The organism is Synechococcus sp. MIT S9504 (assembly GCF_047497135.1).
In the GTDB taxonomy this organism is placed as follows: Bacteria; Cyanobacteriota; Cyanobacteriia; order PCC-6307; family Cyanobiaceae; genus Synechococcus_C.
The window spans coordinates 961059-980705 of sequence record NZ_CP138942.1 but is presented as its reverse complement, the minus strand read 5'-3'; the positions used below and the strand labels follow the sequence as shown (position 1 = coordinate 980705).

Annotated in this window: 21 protein-coding genes; 10 read left to right on the top strand and 11 right to left on the bottom strand. The window is 57.9% G+C overall.

Annotation, left to right across the window (positions count from 1 at the left end; translation table 11 throughout):
• Nucleotides 1-7 precede the first annotated feature (7 nt).
• The 5 genes from SIB58_RS05615 (at nucleotide 8) to SIB58_RS05595 (ending at nucleotide 3046) form a co-directional block, all read left to right on the top strand.
• On the top strand, nucleotides 8-178 hold the full coding sequence (locus tag SIB58_RS05615) for a hypothetical protein (protein WP_156486572.1): 171 nt from the start codon (nucleotides 8-10) through the stop codon (nucleotides 176-178).
• A gap of 104 nt (nucleotides 179-282) precedes the next feature.
• The gene (locus SIB58_RS05610) at nucleotides 283-960 is read left to right on the top strand and encodes a hypothetical protein (RefSeq protein ID WP_082823303.1); all 678 of its coding nucleotides are present in this window, start codon (nucleotides 283-285) and stop codon (nucleotides 958-960) included.
• Nucleotides 961-981: 21 nt separating this feature from the next.
• The gene (locus SIB58_RS05605) at nucleotides 982-1350 is read left to right on the top strand and encodes an FtsX-like permease family protein (protein ID WP_082823304.1); all 369 of its coding nucleotides are present in this window, start codon (nucleotides 982-984) and stop codon (nucleotides 1348-1350) included.
• 2 nt (nucleotides 1351-1352) lie between these two features.
• Entirely contained in the window at nucleotides 1353-2045 is a 693-nt protein-coding gene (locus SIB58_RS05600; RefSeq protein WP_066906485.1) for an ATP-binding cassette domain-containing protein, read from the top strand.
• A gap of 80 nt (nucleotides 2046-2125) precedes the next feature.
• Nucleotides 2126-3046: a DMT family transporter gene (locus tag SIB58_RS05595; RefSeq protein ID WP_067325711.1), complete on the top strand. Its 921-nt coding sequence runs from the start codon at nucleotides 2126-2128 to the stop codon at nucleotides 3044-3046.
• Here SIB58_RS05595 and SIB58_RS05590 read toward each other — a convergent pair.
• The 3 genes from SIB58_RS05590 to SIB58_RS05580 form a co-directional block, all read right to left on the bottom strand.
• Nucleotides 3019-3528, bottom strand: coding sequence for a hypothetical protein (locus SIB58_RS05590; protein WP_156486573.1), 510 nt, complete (start codon nucleotides 3526-3528; stop codon nucleotides 3019-3021). The two genes, SIB58_RS05595 and SIB58_RS05590, sit on opposite strands and share 28 nt — an antisense overlap.
• A gap of 119 nt (nucleotides 3529-3647) precedes the next feature.
• Entirely contained in the window at nucleotides 3648-4010 is a 363-nt protein-coding gene (locus tag SIB58_RS05585; protein WP_066906489.1) for a DUF2834 domain-containing protein, read from the bottom strand.
• A gap of 136 nt (nucleotides 4011-4146) precedes the next feature.
• Nucleotides 4147-4290 carry a hypothetical protein gene (locus SIB58_RS05580; RefSeq protein WP_231857024.1) on the bottom strand — a complete coding sequence of 48 codons (144 nt, stop codon included), beginning with the start codon at nucleotides 4288-4290 and terminating at the stop codon, nucleotides 4147-4149.
• Between the two features lie 608 nt (nucleotides 4291-4898).
• On the opposite strand from SIB58_RS05580, the gene SIB58_RS05575 reads away from it, so the two are divergent.
• From SIB58_RS05575 to SIB58_RS05560, 4 genes are all read left to right on the top strand, one after another.
• The gene (locus SIB58_RS05575; protein ID WP_156486574.1) at nucleotides 4899-5282 is read left to right on the top strand and encodes a hypothetical protein; all 384 of its coding nucleotides are present in this window, start codon (nucleotides 4899-4901) and stop codon (nucleotides 5280-5282) included.
• 671 nt (nucleotides 5283-5953) lie between these two features.
• Nucleotides 5954-6601, top strand: a complete 648-nt coding sequence (gene ruvA / locus SIB58_RS05570) for a Holliday junction branch migration protein RuvA (protein WP_066906495.1) — start codon at nucleotides 5954-5956, stop codon at nucleotides 6599-6601.
• A 55-nt stretch (nucleotides 6602-6656) separates the two neighbouring features.
• On the top strand, nucleotides 6657-6926 hold the full coding sequence (gene rpsO, locus SIB58_RS05565) for a 30S ribosomal protein S15 (RefSeq protein WP_066906638.1): 270 nt from the start codon (nucleotides 6657-6659) through the stop codon (nucleotides 6924-6926).
• Between the two features lie 26 nt (nucleotides 6927-6952).
• The gene (locus SIB58_RS05560) at nucleotides 6953-7330 is read left to right on the top strand and encodes a PAM68 family protein (RefSeq protein WP_066906497.1); all 378 of its coding nucleotides are present in this window, start codon (nucleotides 6953-6955) and stop codon (nucleotides 7328-7330) included.
• A gap of 19 nt (nucleotides 7331-7349) precedes the next feature.
• Here the strand turns inward: SIB58_RS05560 and SIB58_RS05555 are convergent, their stop codons facing one another.
• From SIB58_RS05555 to trpD, 8 genes are all read right to left on the bottom strand, one after another.
• Complete coding sequence (locus SIB58_RS05555; RefSeq protein WP_066906499.1) at nucleotides 7350-10871, bottom strand: DNA polymerase III subunit alpha; 3522 nt, start codon at nucleotides 10869-10871, stop codon at nucleotides 7350-7352.
• A gap of 89 nt (nucleotides 10872-10960) precedes the next feature.
• Complete coding sequence (gene gatA / locus SIB58_RS05550; RefSeq protein WP_066906502.1) at nucleotides 10961-12424, bottom strand: Asp-tRNA(Asn)/Glu-tRNA(Gln) amidotransferase subunit GatA; 1464 nt, start codon at nucleotides 12422-12424, stop codon at nucleotides 10961-10963.
• A gap of 59 nt (nucleotides 12425-12483) precedes the next feature.
• On the bottom strand, nucleotides 12484-12729 hold the full coding sequence (locus tag SIB58_RS05545; RefSeq protein ID WP_066906505.1) for a DUF1816 domain-containing protein: 246 nt from the start codon (nucleotides 12727-12729) through the stop codon (nucleotides 12484-12486).
• Between the two features lie 100 nt (nucleotides 12730-12829).
• Nucleotides 12830-14581, bottom strand: a complete 1752-nt coding sequence (rlmB, locus tag SIB58_RS05540) for a 23S rRNA (guanosine(2251)-2'-O)-methyltransferase RlmB (protein ID WP_066906507.1) — start codon at nucleotides 14579-14581, stop codon at nucleotides 12830-12832.
• An 11-nt stretch (nucleotides 14582-14592) separates the two neighbouring features.
• Entirely contained in the window at nucleotides 14593-15003 is a 411-nt protein-coding gene (locus tag SIB58_RS05535; RefSeq protein ID WP_066906509.1) for a ribonuclease III domain-containing protein, read from the bottom strand.
• Nucleotides 15000-15347, bottom strand: a complete 348-nt coding sequence (locus tag SIB58_RS05530) for an STAS domain-containing protein (protein ID WP_074160780.1) — start codon at nucleotides 15345-15347, stop codon at nucleotides 15000-15002. The genes SIB58_RS05535 and SIB58_RS05530 overlap by 4 nt, the downstream gene beginning before the upstream one ends.
• Before the next feature lie 88 nt (nucleotides 15348-15435).
• Entirely contained in the window at nucleotides 15436-16578 is a 1143-nt protein-coding gene (gene carA, locus SIB58_RS05525) for a glutamine-hydrolyzing carbamoyl-phosphate synthase small subunit (RefSeq protein ID WP_067325713.1), read from the bottom strand.
• A gap of 34 nt (nucleotides 16579-16612) precedes the next feature.
• Nucleotides 16613-17659: an anthranilate phosphoribosyltransferase gene (gene trpD, locus SIB58_RS05520; protein ID WP_066906640.1), complete on the bottom strand. Its 1047-nt coding sequence runs from the start codon at nucleotides 17657-17659 to the stop codon at nucleotides 16613-16615.
• Nucleotides 17660-17867: 208 nt separating this feature from the next.
• Here trpD and SIB58_RS05515 point away from each other — a divergent pair, with 208 nt between their 5' ends.
• Nucleotides 17868-19619, top strand: coding sequence for an ABC transporter ATP-binding protein (locus SIB58_RS05515; protein ID WP_066906515.1), 1752 nt, complete (start codon nucleotides 17868-17870; stop codon nucleotides 19617-19619).
• The last annotated feature ends 28 nt before the right edge of the window (nucleotides 19620-19647 follow it).

Below are 19647 nucleotides of genomic sequence, written 5' to 3'. Positions count from 1 at the left end.
TCAAAGCGTGGCCACCGGCGAGGCTGGCGACAAGGTCGACAAACGGGTGGTGAAAGTGAAGCTTGCTCTCCCAAAAGAAAGCCTGGCCATCGCCAGCAGAATCAACAACCTCCAGGTGAACGTACTGTTCAACCCGCTGACGGACGAGCAACGTCGCATCAGACCCCAGCAACCCTGAAGGTGGTGTTGTGAAACTGATCAAGCGCACTCCGATCGCCTGGCTTCAGTTGTTTCACCGCCCTCTCCGCCTGACCGCGGCTCTGGCAGGTGTGGGATTTGCCAATGTCCTGGTGTTTTTCCAAATCGGTCTCTCCGGAGGGCTCTTACGACAGCCAGAAACGGCCGATTCAACAGTTCAACGGATCTCTGGCTGTGATCCCTCGTCGGTACACCAATTTCGGAGAACCCGCTGGTTTCCCCAGATCACGGTTGACGCAGGTCCTTGGCTTCCAGGGTGTGCGTGGAGTCAGTCCTTTGCGACTGGGCAAACTGCAGTGGTTGAATCCGAAGACTCAGGAATCAACACAGGCTTTGGTGATGGGCGTTGACCCCGGCAATCCTGTGCTGAAGCTTCCGGAACTGACGATGCAGCGAGCGTCACTGCAACTGCAAGCTGGCGTTCTGTTCGACAAGGCCTCCAAAACATCAGCCGGGCCTGTGACTTCAAGCCTTGAGCAAGGTCAGTCGTTCACCACTGAACTCAATGGTCAACGCACCAGTGTGAATGGGTTGTTTCAACTGGGCCTCACCTTCGCTGCTGATATCAATCTGATCACTTCAACCAGCAATTTTCAGAGTCTTTTCCCGGAGCGTGATCCCGATGAAATTCAGATCGGAGTAGTGCAACTTCACTCTGGTGCTGATGCCAGCGATGTTCAAAGCCAACTGAAAAAGGTTCTGGGACCTTCGCTGCAGGTTCTCAGCGTGGAGGAGCTGCAGCTGCGGGAAGTGGAGCACTGAAAACGCAACACATCTTTCGGATTGATTTTCGGTCTTGGAGTTCTTGTGGGTTTCAGCGTTGGCGGAATCGTTGTTTATCAGATTCTTTATTCAGAAGTGGGTGAACACATCAGTGAATATGCCACCATGAAAGCAATGGGATACGACGATCGGTTCGTTGTAGCGATCATTATTCAAGAATCGGTGATACTTGCAAGCCTCGCTTTTTTGCCAAGCCTGCTTGTTTCAACTCTGCTTTACAGAGTTCTGATGCAAGCCACCGGTTTGCTGGTGGTGATGTCATTCAGTCGTGCCGCACTTGTATTCACCATGACGCTGCTTCTTTGTTCAGGCTCAGGTTGGCTGGCCACATCAAAGTTAAGGCGCCTTGATCCAGCCGATGTGTTCTGATCATGAGTGAGCAAAAGCCATTGGTTGAAATCAGGAATTTGAATCACTGGTTCGGAGATGGAGATCAACGCAAACAGGTGTTGCGGTCAATCAATCTCACGGTTCAACCAGGAGAGATCCCAATTCTGCTGGGGCCTTCCGGATCCGGCAAAACAACGTTGCTAACAATGGTTGGCGGACTGCGCTCGGCGCAGGATGGCAGTCTGCGAATCTTCAACGAAGAATTACGGGAAGCATCGAAGACCAATCTCACAAGACTGCGCCGCAAAGTGGGTTTTATTTTTCAGGCTCACATTCTGATGCCGTATCTCAACTCTCAACAGAACGTCCGGCTTGGATTGGAGGTAGTTCCTGAATGGCTGGAGCGAGGCCAGGCGGCCATGAACGATCGCTGCAACGAGATGCTTGAGCGGGTGGGCCTTGGGGAACGCCTCGAGTACTTCCCTTCAAAACTCTCGGGTGGGCAGAAGCAACGCGTTGCGATTGCCAGAGCACTTGCCGCTTCACCCCAGCTGCTGCTCGCCGATGAACCCACCGCCGCTCTCGACAAGGACTCCTGTCGCGATGTGGTGGATTTGTTCAGGGCCCTGGCCCGTGACAACAAGACCGCAATCGTGATGGTGACCCACGACAACAAAATTCTCGACATCGCTGATCGGATCGTGAAACTCGAACAGGGCTCGCTGGTGGAATGAACCCTTCCTGGTGTCACCAACCGGGCTCATCGAGGAACCGCGTCAGTGGCATCGTTGAGAATTAGCGTGCAGACCGTTGAATGCGAGGCCTGCTGACAACCATCCGCGGATCGCAGTCCCCTGAGGAATGGAAGGCCTGCCTGAGTCTGGTAGGAGCGGCATTGGCCTTCAGCCTGATGACCGTGTGCGTCAAGCACCTTGGAGGTCGCTTGCCAGTCGCTGAGGTCGTGCTGATTCGATCGCTGATCAGCCTCGTGATCACGCTCACCATGCTGTCGCGACTGGGAGTGTCACCCTGGGGCCACCAGAGGGGATTACTGCTGGTGAGAGGTGTGCTCGGTACTGGCGCGCTGTTGATGTTTTTCCAGGCCATTTCCAGCCTGCCCCTGGCCGCAGCCACCCTGCTTCAGTACACCTACCCGACCCTCACCACGGTTTGCGCCTGGGCCTTGCTGCGGGAACCGGTACGCAAGCGCATCAGCCTGGCGGTCGTGCTGGGACTGTTCGGCGTTCTGCTTGTCGTGCAGCCTGAATGGGCAGGACAGACGATGGCAGGGCTTCCGCCTCTCTCGGCACTGATCGGACTTGGTGGAGCCCTGCTAACCGCTCTGGCTTACGTGAGCGTGCGCCAACTGTCTGTGCGGGAGCACCCTCTGGTGATCGTGTTCTACTTCCCGCTCGTGTCCGTACCGGCGACATTGCCGTTACTGGTGAACAAGGTGGTGCTGCCATCAGGAAGCGACTGGCTGTGGTTGGTGGGAGTCGGTCTGCTCACGCAGATTGGGCAGGTTTGGCTCACCGAGGGGCTGGCGGCTTTGCCAGCGGCGCGCGCAACTTCGATCAATTACGTGCAGGTGTTGTTCGCAACCCTCTGGGGTGTATTGATCTTTGCTGAACCGGTGACAGGCAGCGTCATCGTCGGTGCCCTTTGCGTGCTTGGCGCCACGCTGATCAGCCTCAGTGCCAAACAACGTCAGGCTGGATCAATGGCCAGCGGGTAAGTGATCCAGGTCTGCGAACTGCCGTCATCGGATCCACTCGGCAAAGCCAGTCGCCAGCTCTGGCCGCGTTCACCCCGCTCGAGGAACAGCTCGAAGGGACTATCGACCTTGACCGTATCTCCGGACAATCGCCAATCGAAGCGTCCAATCAGATGCACGCCTTTCTGATCACCAATGCTCAAACTCTCCTGCTCCTCAAGACGAACCCTGGTCACCTCTGGAGCCCCAGATGCCTCGAGGTCCAGCGACTGGGCGATCGCACTCTGGGTGAGCTGAATCTGCTGACCCAGGGCGCTGAGAATCACACCACGCGGGGGGCGATCGCCCAGTGAACAGGAGCTCAGCCCGAGGCAGATCAGACATGCCAGCACCATGCTCAGAAGCCATCTCTGCGTGCGGCATAGAGATTGAATCACTGCAAAACGACGTGAACGATCAGACGCGCTGAAATCTGCAATTTCGCTGAACTGGATGCCAATCATTGCTGATGTCTGGAGTGATCACCCTGGAAGAACCACTCCAGGCTAATGGCAGCAGGAATGCTGGAGCCAAACTCTTCTGCCTGAAGAGGACATGGCCCCGCTTTCGTGATGCTCAACAACTAGTCGTTCGCTGAGGCAGCAGCCATGTTCCGCTCCCTGTTGAACATAAACAGACCGAACGAAAAAGCAAAGGAAATAGCAAAGGTAACTGCAATATAGAGATACCAGAACTTCATTTTTAAGCGAATACCTTCGGCTGCGTAAAACACAAACGACGCAATCAGCACAAGTGTGAGATCTGCAGCAATAAAACCTGCAGAGGCATTGGCCCAGACTCCCTGCGAAAACAAATTAACGATTTCAATTGGGTCTGTCAGGCCAAGGGCTTCTGTTTCTTGAATGAACTGATAAATGCAATACCAGGGCCACGCAATACCAGCAAGCGCAGTAGCCCCATAAAGGCCAAGTCGTAACTTTGCCATGTGTCAGAAATCAATCACCCACGATCTCACAGGATAAGCACCAATCAGGTGACGAAAGCTACATAGACTAATCAGGTAATAGATTCTTCTGTGGATTGATCAAACAAGTCATTCAAAGACCACGTCATTCAGAAGATCAACGCTCTGAACCTGCCCAAAGACCTTCGTGAGAGCCATGCAGAGGATGACCCGGATGCTGACGCCCGTCTGCGTAATACAGCTTTTCAGCCATCAGATCACCGACCAACGGGCGAGCATCCGATTTCAAAGGGAAAGCCATCAGAACTAGGGCAGCAAGGGAAGCAAAGAATTTCATATTCAGCCACAAAGAAAAACGTTGAAGCGATCAACATCGTCAACCAGAGCTAAAGCTCCAGGTTCTCCAGCCAGGATTGGCTGAATAAAGTGGAGCAGGGAGCTTGATGCCAAACGATATAAAGGAGTTGTGTTATTCAAAGAGTTCACAACCAACTGATTCTTTTTACTCCAGCTTCAGGCCAACGTGAAGTGATGAGAGCCGCCCTCGAAGGTACGGTCAGCGACTTGAAAAACAATCTGCAACGCTCGCTCCCCAGCCATAGACCATTGTCATGAGAGCAGATCAGTCAGAACGCCGGGTGAACAGCAATCGTTATTCGACGACCAGCACGGCAGGCCATTTGCTGCTGAAGATGATTCTCAAAAGCAAACAAACACCACTTGACGATGATTCTCACTTGCAGACAATTCTGGATCGATGTTCAACTTTGAGACATTTCTGAGCGCCAAGAAATAATCCATCACCAAACAATCATGCCGTCGGCGCAGAAGCTGACTAAGCCGGCGGTGGCTCAAGGAATCACGTTGTTTCCAGAGGGTTAGGCGAGCAGACGGTGAATGGACGAGCCGATGTCACAGCAACTGAGGAGCCTGATACAGGCTCAACCCAGGATGGAAAGGCCATGGGCTGCTGGATCCTTCACGACCATCATCTGGTTTGGCGAACGCGACCCAGATGCAGGCGTGACCCTGAAGCTGCATCAGCAAAGCCAACCGATGCAGAACCAGGCTGCATGCCATGCAGTTGATCGGATCTCCAAAGATCAGACCGTTGAACGCAACAACTTTGAACCACCGCTACAGATCTGGAACGTCATCGGGGATCTGGTCGATGAAATGTTCTCCGTGGAGGCAGAGATCACGTCACTGATTCAGCAGCTGTGCCTAAGCGGTGAAGCTGATCAAAGGCTTAGCACGACAGTGTTTCATGATCGCGCTGGCGGCGGACAATGACAATCGGAGCACGAAGCGGCTGATTCGCTCCAACGCATAAAGTCGCTGAAAATCAGCCTGCGGCATTGAAGATCATCGATGCAGACCCAAGAAAAGATGATCGAATAGGGCGAAACTGACAACCTGATGACACCACCAACAGCAAGATTGGTGGAACGCCTGATCACAACGCATGGTCACACATAAAGATGTCAACAACAGCCTGAAACATGATCAATGCGATTTTTCAGCAATGCTTGATACCGTTTAAGCGGACAACTCATGAAAACATATTGAGCATTATTAAACTTCTAGAGATTCACGATTGAACTGCATCAATAACAAAGCCATGAACAGACACTTCAAAAGTACAGGGACGAAAAGGATTCCAAACAAATCGGGGCAAGCCCATCGCGATTCCTGGACTGGGTATGAATCCCCTCAATGCCGGCGCTACCTGCGCAGCCTTAAGGACCAGGAGCAATCCAAACAGAATCAGCCCGCCTGAAGCCATGTTTACGGAAGCTGTGTTTGGCAACAGTTTTCAACCTGCCAAGCAAGCGAAATCGACACCCCTTCTCTGCCAGGCTGCCAGGCATTGATCAACGCTCTAAATCAAACTGTTCTGCCCTGAATTGAGCTTTTAGCGGCATGATTGGAATCGGCCAGTATTTAAAGGACAGGAGCGTTTCATGATCGGCTGGCTTCAGGGTGAAAGGATCCAGACCTGGGAGCAGGGAGGCCGCAGGGGTGTTGTCATCGCTTGTTCAGGGGTTGGTTATGAGGTGCAGCTGACCAGACGCGACCAGGAGGCTCAAACAGGTGACAACTGCACGGTCTGGATCCATCAGGTTCAGCGAGACGACGGTTCAACCCTCTATGGATTTCCCCAGCAAAAAGATCGAGATCTGTTTCGAACCCTGATTGCAGTGAATGGCGTAGGCCCCCAGATGGCCCTCTCCCTGCTCGATTGCTGCTCAGCGCCGGAACTGGTGATGGCGATCATTGAAGGGGATCTGAAACGGCTGACCCAGGCACAGGGAGTCGGCAAGCGCACCGCCGAGCGGATCGCTGTGGAACTGCGCGATCGCCTTGGATCCTGGGCACCCGAGGCCAACGAGGCATCACTGTCCATCGTGGACCGCAGCGACGTGAAAGCCCTCCCGATTCAGCCTGATTCACTCCAAGAGCTGCAACTCACCCTCGAGACTCTCGGTTATGAGGACCTCGAGATTCGACGGGCCATGCGGGCTGTTGCCGGCAGTTCCGAGGTGCCTGAAGACAACGACAGTGAAGGATGGCTGCGCGCCAGTTTGCGTTGTCTCAGCGAATCGGCCTGAGGGGACCACGGGAAGGTAAGTTGGTTCTTTGCTCTGTCAGGGCCAGAAGCCGCGCATGTCGCTCGATACCACCGAAAAGCAGCAGCTGATCAACACCCACCAGACCCATGCCACCGACACCGGGTCGGCTGAGGTTCAAGTGGCCATGCTGAGCGAGCGCATTTCGAAGCTCAGCAGCCACCTCCAGCAGAACAACCACGACTACTCCTCTCGTCAGGGGTTGTTGAAGATGATCGGTCGCCGCAAGCGGCTGCTCAGCTACGTGAGAGGCAAAAGCGAGCAGCGCTACACCAGCCTCATCGCCAAACTAGGGATCCGCGGCTGAGCCGCATCCCGGAATCTGCATGAGCCATGGCTGAAAAGCGCGATCCTCTCCCGTTTGAACCGCGTCGTTCAGCTCCAGAAACCACCCGTAATCAAGCGATTCCCAGAGAAGTGGCCAACAGAATGGCCCGACGCGTTGCCATTTCCACAGGGGTTCCTTCCCTGATGGGAATGGCCGTGTTTGTGATCAGCTACCTCGTGGTGAGTCGAGGCATTCTCGATGTGCCGCCAAGTATCACCCTGCTGGGCTCGGGCTTCTTCTTTCTGTTGGGCCTGGTCGGCCTGAGCTACGGGGTTCTGTCCGCCAGCTGGGAATCCCAGCCTGGATCACTGCTGGGACTTGAGCACCTGAAGCCCAATCTGCAACGTCTGCGCAGCTCAGTGAAAGCCCAGAAGCAGGGCTGATCCGGACACCGGTTCAGCGTCAACTCATCAACGGGTCGCTGCAGCTGACGGTGAACGCACTGTTCTGCAGATGTTGCTGAGCCGCGGCCACATCCTTGACACAGAACTGGGGGCCAAGGCGCACATAACGCACCTCGGGGCCTTTGCGCACGGCAGCCACCACGGGAACGCGCACACCAAGCTCATCCTGATCCGGACGATGGGCCTGGAGGCACTCCCTGAGTTTGTGCTGAACCGCCACATCAGAGGCCTGATCAGGATCCAGCTCCACCAAAAGCAATCGCAGATCATCAATTGCGCGGCAGTCATCCACGATCAGTTGCACGCGTTCATCGCGTCGATCCACAGCAGCCCAGACCAGCAATCTGGCCTCAGCCATGAGGTGATCGGAGAGCCTTGCATAACTTTTCGGGAACACCACGGCTTCACATGAACCGGTGAGGTCCTCAAGCTGAAGAATCGCCATGCGGTCACCTTTTCGGGTGGTGACCTGACGCATTTCACTCACCATGGCGATGGCACTGACCTTCGACTTGTCAGCCTGCTCTTCCAGACTGGCCAGTCCGATCGGTGCCAGCAGACGGGCGGGTGCTGTGAGCTGCTTCAGCGGATGGTCGGAAAGATAGAAGCCCACCAGGTCCTTTTCGAGCTTCAGTTTTTCGCTGGGGTGATAGTCCTTCACGGGAGCTGCCTTCGGGGCAAGGCTGAGATCCGTGCTGGTGTCGGTTTCATCCTCTGCGGGGGCCGCCATCAGATCAAAGAGATTGCCCTGACCGCTGGCACGGTCCCTTGCCCGGGATCCGGCCCAGTCGAGCAGGAGATCAAGATCGGCAATCAATTGAGCGCGGTTGGCTTCTGGCTCCAGTGCGTCGAGTGCACCGCAATGAATCAGCGATTCCAGGCTGCGCCGGTTGAGCACGCTGGAGGGAACCCGATCACAGAGATCAGCGAGTGACTGGAAGATTCCATCGGTTTGCCTGGAACGAATCAGGGCACGGATCGCACCATCACCAAGATTGCGCACGGCTGACAGTCCAAAGAGGATGCGGCTTTCCTTAGGGGTGAAGTCGGTTCCCGAGGCGTTCACATCCGGCGGCATCACTTCGATGCCCATGGCGTTGCAGTTGGAGATGTACCGCTGAACCTTGTCGCTGGCTCCGGCATTCACCGTGAGCAGCGCTGCCATGTAAGCCACTGGATAGTGCGCTTTGAGATAGGCGGTTTGGTAAGTCACCGCTCCATAGGCCGTGGAATGGCTCTTGTTGAAGCAGTACTCGGCAAACAACACCATCTGGTCGAACAACTCGTCGGCGACCTTGGTGTCAACGCCTCGCTCAGTTGCTCCCTTCACGAAGATGCCGCGATGCTTCTGCATCTCCGAAACCTTTTTCTTGCCCATGGCCCGACGCAGCAGATCCGCTTCTCCAAGGGAGTAGCCGGCCAGGTCCTGCGCGATGCGCATGATCTGCTCCTGGTACACCATGATTCCGTAGGTCTCGCTCAGAATCGGTTCCAGGGTGCTGTGGGCGAAGTCGATTGCTTCGCGGCCGTGCTTGCGGTTGATGAACTTGGGAATCAGGCCAGCATCGAGGGGGCCAGGCCGGTAGAGAGCCAGGATCGAGGAGATGTCTTCCAGAGATGAAGGCTTCAGATCACGCACGATCTGACGCATGCCGGTGGACTCAAGCTGGAAGATGCCCTCAAGGTCACCACGGGCCAGCAGAGCGAAGGTCCCCTCATCTTCAGGGGGCAACTGATCGGGATCGATCCTCGTACCACTGGTCTGCTCGACAAGCTCCAGAGTCTTGTCAATCATCGTGAGGTTTTTGAGGCCAAGGAAATCCATCTTCAGCAGACCCATCGACTCCACGTCTTCCATGAAGTACTGGGTGATCACCTGACCGTCGTTGTTGCGCTGAAGAGGAACCAGTTCATCGAGGGGGTCAGCGGCTATGACCACGCCAGCGGCATGGACGCCAAAGGTTTTGTTGGTTCCTTCGATGCGCATGGCCATGTCGACCCAGCGCTTCACAGTGGGATCCTTCTCGTAGCGCTCCTTGAAGTCGGGATTCGGCGACTCGTCGCCGATCATGGCCTTGAGTTTGGCGGGCTTGCCCCTCGCCACGGGGATCAGCTTGGCTAGCCGGTCCGCATCACCGTAGGGAATATCCAGGACCCGGGCCACATCCTTCAACACGGCCTTTGAAGTCATACGGTTGAAGGTGATGATCTGAGCCACTTTTTCATCGCCGTAGCGTCGGGTGACGTAATCGATCACCTCGCCGCGGCGCTCAATGCAGAAGTCGGTGTCGATATCAGGCATCGACTTGCGTTCCGGATTGAGAAACCTCTCAAACAACAGGCCGTTGCTCACCGGATCGATGTTGGTGATCCCGAGCGCATAGGCAACCAGTGAGCCTGCTGCCGAACCACGACCCGGACCCACAGGGATACTCTGTTCGCGAGCAAAACGGATGTAATCCCAGACAACCAGGAAATAGGTGGGAAACCCCATCTGTTCCATGATCTTGAGTTCGTACACCATCCGATCCGCATACACCGCCTCGATGGTGTCTGTCGCTGTTAGGTCGAGACGGTCGCGCAGGCCTTGCTCGGTGACTTCTCGCAGATAGGTGACAGGGGTATGGCCATCAGGGATCGGAAAACGGGGCATCTGATAGCGGCCCAGGATGTCGTAGTCCTCGACTTTTTCTGCGACGGCAACAGTGTTGGCAATCGCTTCCTGCACCACCTCAGGCTCGAGGTGATCGGCGAAGAGATGGCCCATCTCCTCCTCGGATTTGAGGTATTCGGTGCCGGTGTAGCGAAGGCGCTTTTCGTCGCTGATCAGCTTGCCCGTGAGCACACACAGCAGAGCGTCATGGGCCTCCACATCGTTGCGCGTGAGGTAGTGCGCATCGTTGGTGGCCACGACCTTGATGCCCAGTTCACCGGCGATCTTGACGATCTCCACATTGACGATGCGATCTTCCGGCGACCCGTGATCCTGAATTTCCAGATAAAAGTCATCACCGAACACGCTCTGATACCAGCGGGCAACATCACGGGCCACATCAGGTCGTTCACGCATGATGGCCTGGGGAATCTCCCCACCCAGGCAGGCTGTGGCAACGATCAGGCCCTCGGAATACTGAGCGAGTAGGTGCTTATCAATGCAGGCGCGTGAAAAAATTCCGCGGCCACGCATGCCACGCAGGTGACTGATGCTGGTGAGCTTGACGAGATTGCGATATCCAACGGCATTTTTGGCGAGCACCACCAGGTGATATCGACGCTCCTTCTTCGGTTGGGGGTCATCAATCGAACCGTTGATGACATACATCTCGTTGCCGATGATCGGCTTCACACCACTGCCCTTGCAGAGCTTGAGCAGCTCAACAGCGCCGTACATCACCCCATGATCGGTGAGAGCCAGAGCCGGCATTCCCAGCTCCTTGGCGCGTTCCACCATCTGAGGCAGCTGGGAAGCACCATCCAGCAGGCTGTAGTCGCTGTGGTTGTGAAGAGGGACGAATGCCATGCACCCAGCCTAGGCGCATGCGCAAGATGCAGCGCACAGGCAACCCAGGCAACACCAGATGCGGTGCTGCCCAGGCTGCACCGTTGCTGTCAAGCCGGCACAAGCGCAGCTTCAGGCCTTGACTTCATCACCTCCGCAGCCTGCTCGTACTGATGCGCTACCTGCAGCAGAAGGGGCTCCTCCAGCACATTGCCGATCAGCTGCACGCCGATTGGCAGACCACCAGCATCGAACCCACAGGGAACACTGATAGCCGGTAGGCCAGCGAGATTGGCCGGGATGGTTAGCAGATCCGCGAGATACATGGCCAAGGGATCATCCGCATGGGCACCGTTGCGGAATGCCGTGCTTGGGGCCGTGGGTGTCAGCAGCACATCCACCGACTCGAAAGCCGAGTCAAAATCGCGCCGGATCAGCGTTCTCACCTGCTGAGCTTTTTTGTAGTAAGCATCGACATAACCGGCTGAAAGGGCATAAGTGCCGATCAAGATCCGGCGTTGCACCTCACTGCCGAAACCCTCCGCACGACTTTGGGCCGTCATGGCCGCCAGAGATGTTGCATCCTCGGCTCGATAGCCATATTTCACACCGTCGTAGCGAGCGAGATTGGCGGAGGCCTCCGAGGGCGCGATCACGTAATAGGTGGCGATGCCATCGTTAAAGCGGGGGCAGCTCACATCCACCAGTTCGGCCCCAAGGGCCTGGAGCTGATCTGCAGCCGCCAGCACCGACGCCTTCACCTGTGGGTCCAATCCGTCCTGGTCAAAGCACTCGGTGACCAGACCCACTCGCAAACCCTTCACCGGAGCGGCAAGAGCAGAGGTGTAGTCAGGAACTGGGACGTTCAGACAGGTCGAATCACGAGGATCAGAACCTGCCATGACCTGAAGCAGTTCAGCGGCATCCGCCACCGATGAACTGAAGGGTCCCACCTGATCAAGGGAGCTGGCAAAAGCCACCAAGCCGTAGCGACTCACTCGCCCGTAGGTGGGCTTGAGGCCAACCACCCCACAGAAGGAGGCGGGCTGACGAATCGAACCACCGGTGTCGGAGCCGATGGAGGCCAGGCACTCGCCAGCGGCAACAGCAGCGGCACTGCCACCGGAACTGCCCCCAGGCACATGTTCAGGATTCCAGGGATTGGCAGTGGCACCGAAGGCGGAGGTTTCGGTTGAGCCACCCATGGCGAATTCGTCCAGGTTGGTCTTGCCCAGAAGAACCGCTCCGGAAGCCCAGAGCCGATCGGTCACCGTGGATTCATATGGAGGTACGAACTGCTCAAGCATGCGACTGGAGCAGGTTGTGCGCACTCCCCTGGTGCAGAGATTGTCTTTGATACCAAGGGGAATCCCAGCCAGTGGGGGCAGATCCTCGCCGGCAGATCGCGCCTCATCAATGCGATCGGCGTCGGCGCGAGCGCGCTCTGCCGTGACTTCAAGAAAGGCATGCACGCTGGGGTCGACCGCATCAATCCTGGCCAGGTGATGGTCGGTGAGTTCCCTCGCGGACACCTCCCCGTTCGCCAGTTGCTGACGCCATTCGGCGATCGCCATGGTCAGGATTTGCGTGCAGCTGAGACGCTATCAGTCAGATGCGTTCGCATCGAACTCAATCAGCCCTGAGATTCGATCGTGAACGGTTCTGAACGACGACAACGCACGCAGGAATGATCGAGTGAAGCAGGTGATTCCGAAGCCACATCACTGAGAAATGCCGGAAGCTCCCGCTCTAGAGTGGAGCGTCGCACAAAAGGACCGAACCAATAGGTGACGTCTGGGCCATGGGTCTGAACCCTGGCCCACCAGGCCATTCCTAGACCGTTGGCAAGCGAGCGCATCGGTCGGTTCAGAGGGCCCATGGTGGAGCGATAAAGACAAGGTCATTGTGCACTGATTCACCGTTGGCGTAAGGATTCCAACCATCGCTGTTCAGAGTCCCTGAAGTTCACCGCCCTGCATTCAGAGATCAACGCTGCCTTCAAAGCGTGGTTCCGCGGTCTGCGCAAGACGTTCGATCTGCAGGTCAATCCCCGGTTGCTCGGGCAGTGAATGAGAGGCATCAGATTCGCCTGAGGGCTGAATCCCAGTGGTATCCGATGCTTCCACAGATGATGTTTCTGCCGGTGATGCCACTGCTGTTGATGGCTCTGCCGGTGATGCCTCTGCGGAAGATCCAGCGGGCGCTCCGTTCTGTGAAACCTCCAGTGGCTCCAACGGCGGCGATGGCGGAGGGGAGATCTGGGGCCTCACGATGCGGGGAGAGGGGTTCTGGCCCTGAAGCCCCTTCATCCAGCCTCGACGTGCCACCTCATACAGGCAGAGCGCCGTCGCAACGGAAGCGTTCAGGCTTGGCGTCACACCACGCAACGGGATACGAATCAACTGATCGCAATGCCGACGGGTGAGCATGGACAGCCCCTGCCCCTCGGAACCCGTGACCACCACCAGCGGTCCTTCCAGATCGACTTCTTCAAGGGTCTGATCACCTTCCTCGGCAAGACCAACCACGCGATAACCAGCATCCTTGAGGGTTTCCAGGGAGCGGTTGAGATTGACAACCCGCGCCACAGGCAGATGCTCCAGGGCTCCAGCCGCAACTTTGGCCACGGATCCCGTGAGACCTGCACTGCGACGCTGTGGCAGAACCACTCCATGGGCCCCCAAGGCTTCAGCGGAACGGACGATCGCACCAAGATTGTGGGGATCAGTGAGGCCGTCCAGGGCCAGTAGCAGTGGAGGTTCATTGAGCTCACTGCAGCCATCAATCAGATCAGGGAGGTTCAGGGTGTCGGCAGCTGCGGTCTGCAGAGCGATTCCCTGATGCACTGCACCACCAGTCATTTGAGCCAGACGCGCCCAGGTGACCTCCTCCACCAGAACTCCGGAGGCCTTGGCATCCCGAAGAAGCTGCATGAATTTCGGAGCACTGCGCATCTCACTGGTGCACCAGATGCGATGGATGGGTCGACCCGCCTCCAGCGCTGCCTGCGTGGCATGCCGACCCCAGAGCAGATCATCTGCCACGGGATCAGCCCCATGGGGGGCCGCTTCGCCGCGGATTTGTTCCGCAACCTGCTGACGATCATGGTGTTCGGCACGTCCAGGACGGAGACTGCGGGAATCGCCATCACTGAAGGGACGGCCTCCAGGACGACGGTCCGTCAAACGTCTGTCTTGGGAACGACTCCCCTTAAAGCGCTGATCAGTTTCGCGGCGGTCCTCAAAACGCCTGTCTCGCAAACGCCGGTTTCCATCACGGCGGTCTCGATCATGACGGTCACCTTCACGACGGTCACCGTCACGGCGATCATCAAAGCGCCTTTCACTGAAACGTCGATCGTCGGAGCGGCGATTTTCAAAGCGGCGGTCACCCTGACGACGGTCTTCAAAGCGGCGGTCATCCGGTCGGCGTTGTTCAAAACGCCGGTCCCCTTCACGCCGGTCGCCCCGGCCAGCAGGTCTTGATGCCTCTCGTGGGCCGCCTCGGAATGCACCATTCCTGGACGGGCCGCGTCCTCGGAACTCTCCATCACGAGATCCACGCCAGGGCGTATCAGTGCGACTGTCGTCTGCCTCCCGCCGCCGAGATCCTGTAGGACTGCCATCCACTCTTGGACGACGACCACGAGTCCCGCCACGAGAGGGTCGACCACCTGCTGAATCACCACCACGGGAGGGGCGGCCGGGGCGGCGATCAAAACGGGAGCTCATGGGATCGATGGTTATGACAGGGCGGATTCGGTCTCCTCGAGTCGATCCAGAAGCTGGGCAAGCCGCGTCGGATTCTGCAAAAAGAGCCAGCCAACCATTGTCTCAAACCCCGTGGCCTTTCCATAGGCCGCAGGGTCGGCCCCGCGCGGGCCGCGGCCGGCACGATTGCGGCCACGACGCACAAGATCTTTCTCCTCCTCAGTGAGCCAGGGCTCAAGCCGCTTGAGGGCAAGCGCCTGGGCATCGGCACGAACCTCGGCCACCACGGATCTGTGCAGATCCTTGGATCGTCCCGCCTGTCGGCAATGCCGCAAACGCTGATGAAGCTCCCAGACGGCATCTCCGAGCCAGGCGAGCTGAAGGGCGCCGAGATCGGTGGCGCCTGCCGGAAGAGAGTGCTGCAGCCGGATCCAGTCGCTCAAGCAGCAAGCTGGGTGTAAGCCGTCTCCAGATCATTCACCAGATGGAGGAACGATTCCAGTCGGACCAGTTTCACGGTCTGGGTGACACGGGCATTGCCAACCACCACGAAACTGCGCTTGGCGTCTTTGCATTGTTTGGCCAGCTGCACAAGGGCTCCGAGACCCGAGGAATCGAGAAAGTCGATTTTGCTCAGGTCAAAGACAGCCGGAAAAGCATTGGCCTTCAAAACATCCATCACATAAGTGATGAACTGCTTTTCGGAGTAGGCATCCAACTGGCCGGTGAAATGAAACACCAGGCAGCCATCCTTCTGCTCAAAGCCTCCACGGAGCGAAACCGTCAGTCGCTGCAGTTCAGTGATGGGACCAGACCCCCCATGTTGCGTCGTCGTCGTGCGAAGTGTAGTGATGCTCTTCGAGACAGACCACGCATCAGCGTCGATCTGACATCAGCGAAACGAAACGGGCGAAATGATGGTCGGCATCGTGGGGGCCAGGACTCGCCTCAGGGTGATATTGCACGCCAAACAGCGGCTGCTGCCGATGGGCCATCGCTGCCACGGTGCGGTCGTTGAGATTGAGGTGGGTCACCTCGATGCTATCGGCATGGAGACTCGCCGCATCCAGGGCAAACCCATGGTTTTGACTTGTGATCTCCACCTGCCCGGTGGTTCCGCAGGGATGGTTGAGACCGCGATGCCCATAGCCGAGTTTGAAGGTGGTGCCCCCCATGGCCAGTCCGAGAATCTGATGGCCGAGGCAGATGCCGAACAAGGGAAGATCTCGCTGATGAATCAGGCCGCGGGCCAGAGCGATCCCGTCACTGACGGCAGCCGGATCACCCGGTCCGTTGGACAGAAACACACCCTCAGGCTTGCAAGCCAGCACGCTCTGCAGATCAGAGGCTGCCGGCATGACTGTCACATCACAACCATGACTGACCAATCGATCGAGGATGGCGCGCTTGATGCCGAAATCGATCGCGACGACGCGGTACGGACTGTCCGGTCGGCCGCTTTGCAAACGTCTGTCGAAATCCACAGCACAGGGAGCGTTCCACTCATATGAAGTGGTTGTCGAAACCTTGTCGGCGAGATTCAGACCTTCCATGGAGGGCGCTGAACGCACCACCTCAAGCAGCTCAGCAGGCGCGCGTCCATCGGAACTGATCACCCCATTCATTGCACCTGTTTCACGCAGGTGGCGAACCAGGGCACGGGTGTCGATGCCATGGATGCCGACAACGCCATGGGCCTCCAACCAGTCCTGCAGACTCTGACGCGAGCGCCAGTTGCTGGCCACCGGCGACAACTGGCGGGCGATCAGACCTTGGGCGTGCGGCTTGTCGGCCTCCTGGTCATCGGGATTGACCCCGGTGTTTCCCAGCTCCGGGTAGGTGAAGGTGACCAGCTGTCCGGAATAGCTGGGATCGGTCATCACCTCCTGGTACCCGGTCATGCCGGTGTTGAAAACAACCTCACCGACCACGCTGCCACCGGCGCCACAGGGCAGTCCGGAGAAGACAGTGCCATCGGCCAGCACCAGCCATGCCGACTCACTGGATGAAGCAGTCATCAGCAGACGAATCTCCTCAACAACGCTGGAGCACTCATCCTCCCTCGGCGGGGGTCAGCCCGAGGCGCAACTGCTTAAGACGCTCCCAGGCAAGGCCATCACGCAGAGCCGAAAGTGCTCGCTGGGCACCGGACTTCAGATCCTCTTCCACACCGGCCACCCAAAGCACCAGAGCGCAGTTGAAGGCAACCACTTCGGCCTGGGCCTGGGTGCCTCGCCCCTGGAGCAGATCACTCAGGATCGCCTGATTGCAGGCAAGATCTCCGCCGCGCAGCGCTTCGAGCGGTGCCACCTGAAGACCGAGATCTCCAGGTGAAATGGACTCTGAGCGCAGCACTCCCTTTTCGAGAATGCGCAGGGAATTGGGTCCCGCAAGTGACGCTTCATCCAAACCGCCGGCACCGTGAACCACAACGGCCCGTTCCTGGCGAAGACTCTGCAGTGCCTCCGCCATTGGATCCAGGAGGTCCTCAGTGGCCACGCCCAGCACCTGACCGTTGGGTCTCAGGGGATTCACAAGAGGGCCTAACAGATTGAACACGGTGCGAATGCCAAGACTGCGGCGAAGTGGCGCCAGGTTCACCAGAGCCGGATGCCATGCCGGCGCGAACAAAAAGGTCACTCCAGCCTGAGAGAGAGCCTCCACCACCTGTGCAGCTGGTGCCTGCAGATGCAGGCCGAGACCCTCGAGCACATCCGCTGAGCCCACCTTGCCGCTGGCACTTCGATTGCCGTGCTTGGCCACATGGGCACCGCAGGCTGCGGCCGTAAACGCCACGGCGGTGGAGATGTTGAAGGTGTCCGCCCCGTCACCCCCCGTGCCGCAGGTATCCACCATCAGCAGTTCCGGGCGTGCCCCTGGCAGAGGACAGGCTTCACGCAACACGGCCGCCATGGCTCCGAGTTCACCGCCGTTGACACCACGCGCCCGAATGGCAGCCAGAAAAGCCCCTGTCTGCACAGGAGTGAATTCCTCGCAGAGCCAGGCTCTCATCAAGGCCGCTGCCTGGTCAGGAACGAGCACGCCTCCGTTCAGCAGAAGCTCCAGTGTCTGAGGCCAGGAAGGGGATTGGGAGACCATGGGAATAAGAGGCCTGGAGCCTTGGGGATCGGCGGACAGAAAAAAGCCCGGGTGCAGATGCACTCCGGGCCGGGTGATGGGGACATCAACACTATCCCTTAAAAAGGATGCGATGGCCAGTTCGACGCCAATTTCAACCGTTCCAACGTCTGGGTGCTCTCCTGAGGATCAGCTCAATGCCTAGGTTGTTCATTGTGCAGGGTTCGCGATGGCCCCTTTCCGCCTCGATCTGATCGGCCGCTACCTGAAACCCCATCGAAGCACGGTGCTGATGGGTGCGATCGCTCTGGTCGTCGTGAACATTCTCAGCGTCACCATCCCCCTCGAGATTCGACGGGTGATTGATGACCTTCAGGAGGGTTTCGCCTTTTCCGATGTACTGGCACAGGCAGGCTGGATTGTGCTGCTCGCCACGAGCATGGGGGTGGCGAGGCTCATTTCGCGCCAACTGGTCTTCGGAGTCGGGCGCCAGGTGGAAGTTGAGCTTCGTCAGAAGCTGTTTGATCAAATGCTCCAGCAGGAGCCCGGTTGGGTCCAGCAGACGGGCAGCGGTGAAGTGATCAGCCGTGCCACAAGCGATGTCGAGAACGTCAGGCGCCTGCTGGGTTTTGCCGTGCTGAGTCTGACGAACACCGTTCTGGCCTACACCTTCACGCTGCCGGCCATGCTGGCGATTGATCCCGTTCTCACCGTTGCTGCAATCTCCCCTTATCCAGTGATGCTCGGCGCCGTTCGCCTGTTCGGAGGCCGCATGATGCGAGAACAGCGGCGCCAGCAGGAAGAACTGGCAGGTCTCAGTGAACTGATCCAGGAAGACCTTTCAGGCATCGCAGCCATCAAGATCTACAGCCAGGAACAGCAGGAGCTGAATGCATTCAGTTCCCGCAACCGCAGATATCGCGATACGGCCATTCAGCTGGCACGCACGCGCAGTACCCTCTTCCCCCTGCTGGAGGGAATCTCATCTATCTCCCTGTTGCTGCTGCTTGCACTCGGAAGCGGCCAGCTCCAGCAAGGCACCCTGTCGATCGGCGGCATGGTCGCCCTGATCTTTTACGTGGGGCAATTGGTGTTTCCCACCGCTCTGCTTGGTTTCACGCTGAACACCTTCCAAACCGGTCAGGTGAGCCTGGAGCGAGTCGAGGAGCTGTTGTCGCGCCGACCGCTGATCAGTGATCCGCACGAACCGGAGCATCTGAAACTTCCCGTGCGCGGAGAACTGCAAGCTCGCAACCTGCACATCCGCTACGACGGATCCGATTGCGACACCCTCAACGGCCTCAGTTTCCAGATTCGCTCTGGAGAACTGGTGGCCGTCGTCGGTCCAGTTGGCTGTGGCAAGACCACGCTGGCACGCGCTCTGGGTCGCATGGTAGAGGTGCCAGCCCATCAGCTGTTCCTTGATGGACATGACATCACCAACTTGCGCCTGGACGACCTGCGTGAACAGATCGCCCTTGTTCCCCAGGAGGGTTACCTGTTCACAAGCAGCCTGGCGGACAACCTTCGCTACGGCGAACCCGAAGCCGACATGCAACGGGTTGAGGCAGCGGCTGAACAGGCCCGCTTACTGGGAGATGTGCGCGGATTTCCCGATGGCATGAACACCCTTGTCGGCGAACGCGGGATCACCCTCAGTGGAGGCCAGAGGCAGCGCACCGCCCTGGGCAGGGCTTTGTTGCTCAAGGCTCCTGTTCTGGTCCTGGACGACGCGCTGGCAAGCGTTGACAACAACACCGCAGCCGAAATTCTCGCCTCGGTGCGACGCCAGACGCAGCGCACGATTGTGATGATCAGCCATCAACTGTCGGCAGCCGCGGCATGCGACAGGATCCTGGTGCTGGACCAGGGGCGATTGGTGCAACAGGGGCACCACTCCGATCTGATCAGGGAAAAGGGCCTCTACCGGAGTCTGTGGGAACGGGAACAGGCGGCTGAACGGCTGGAATCGGTGGCCTGACGCAAAGGTTGTGCAACTTACGGGCGAC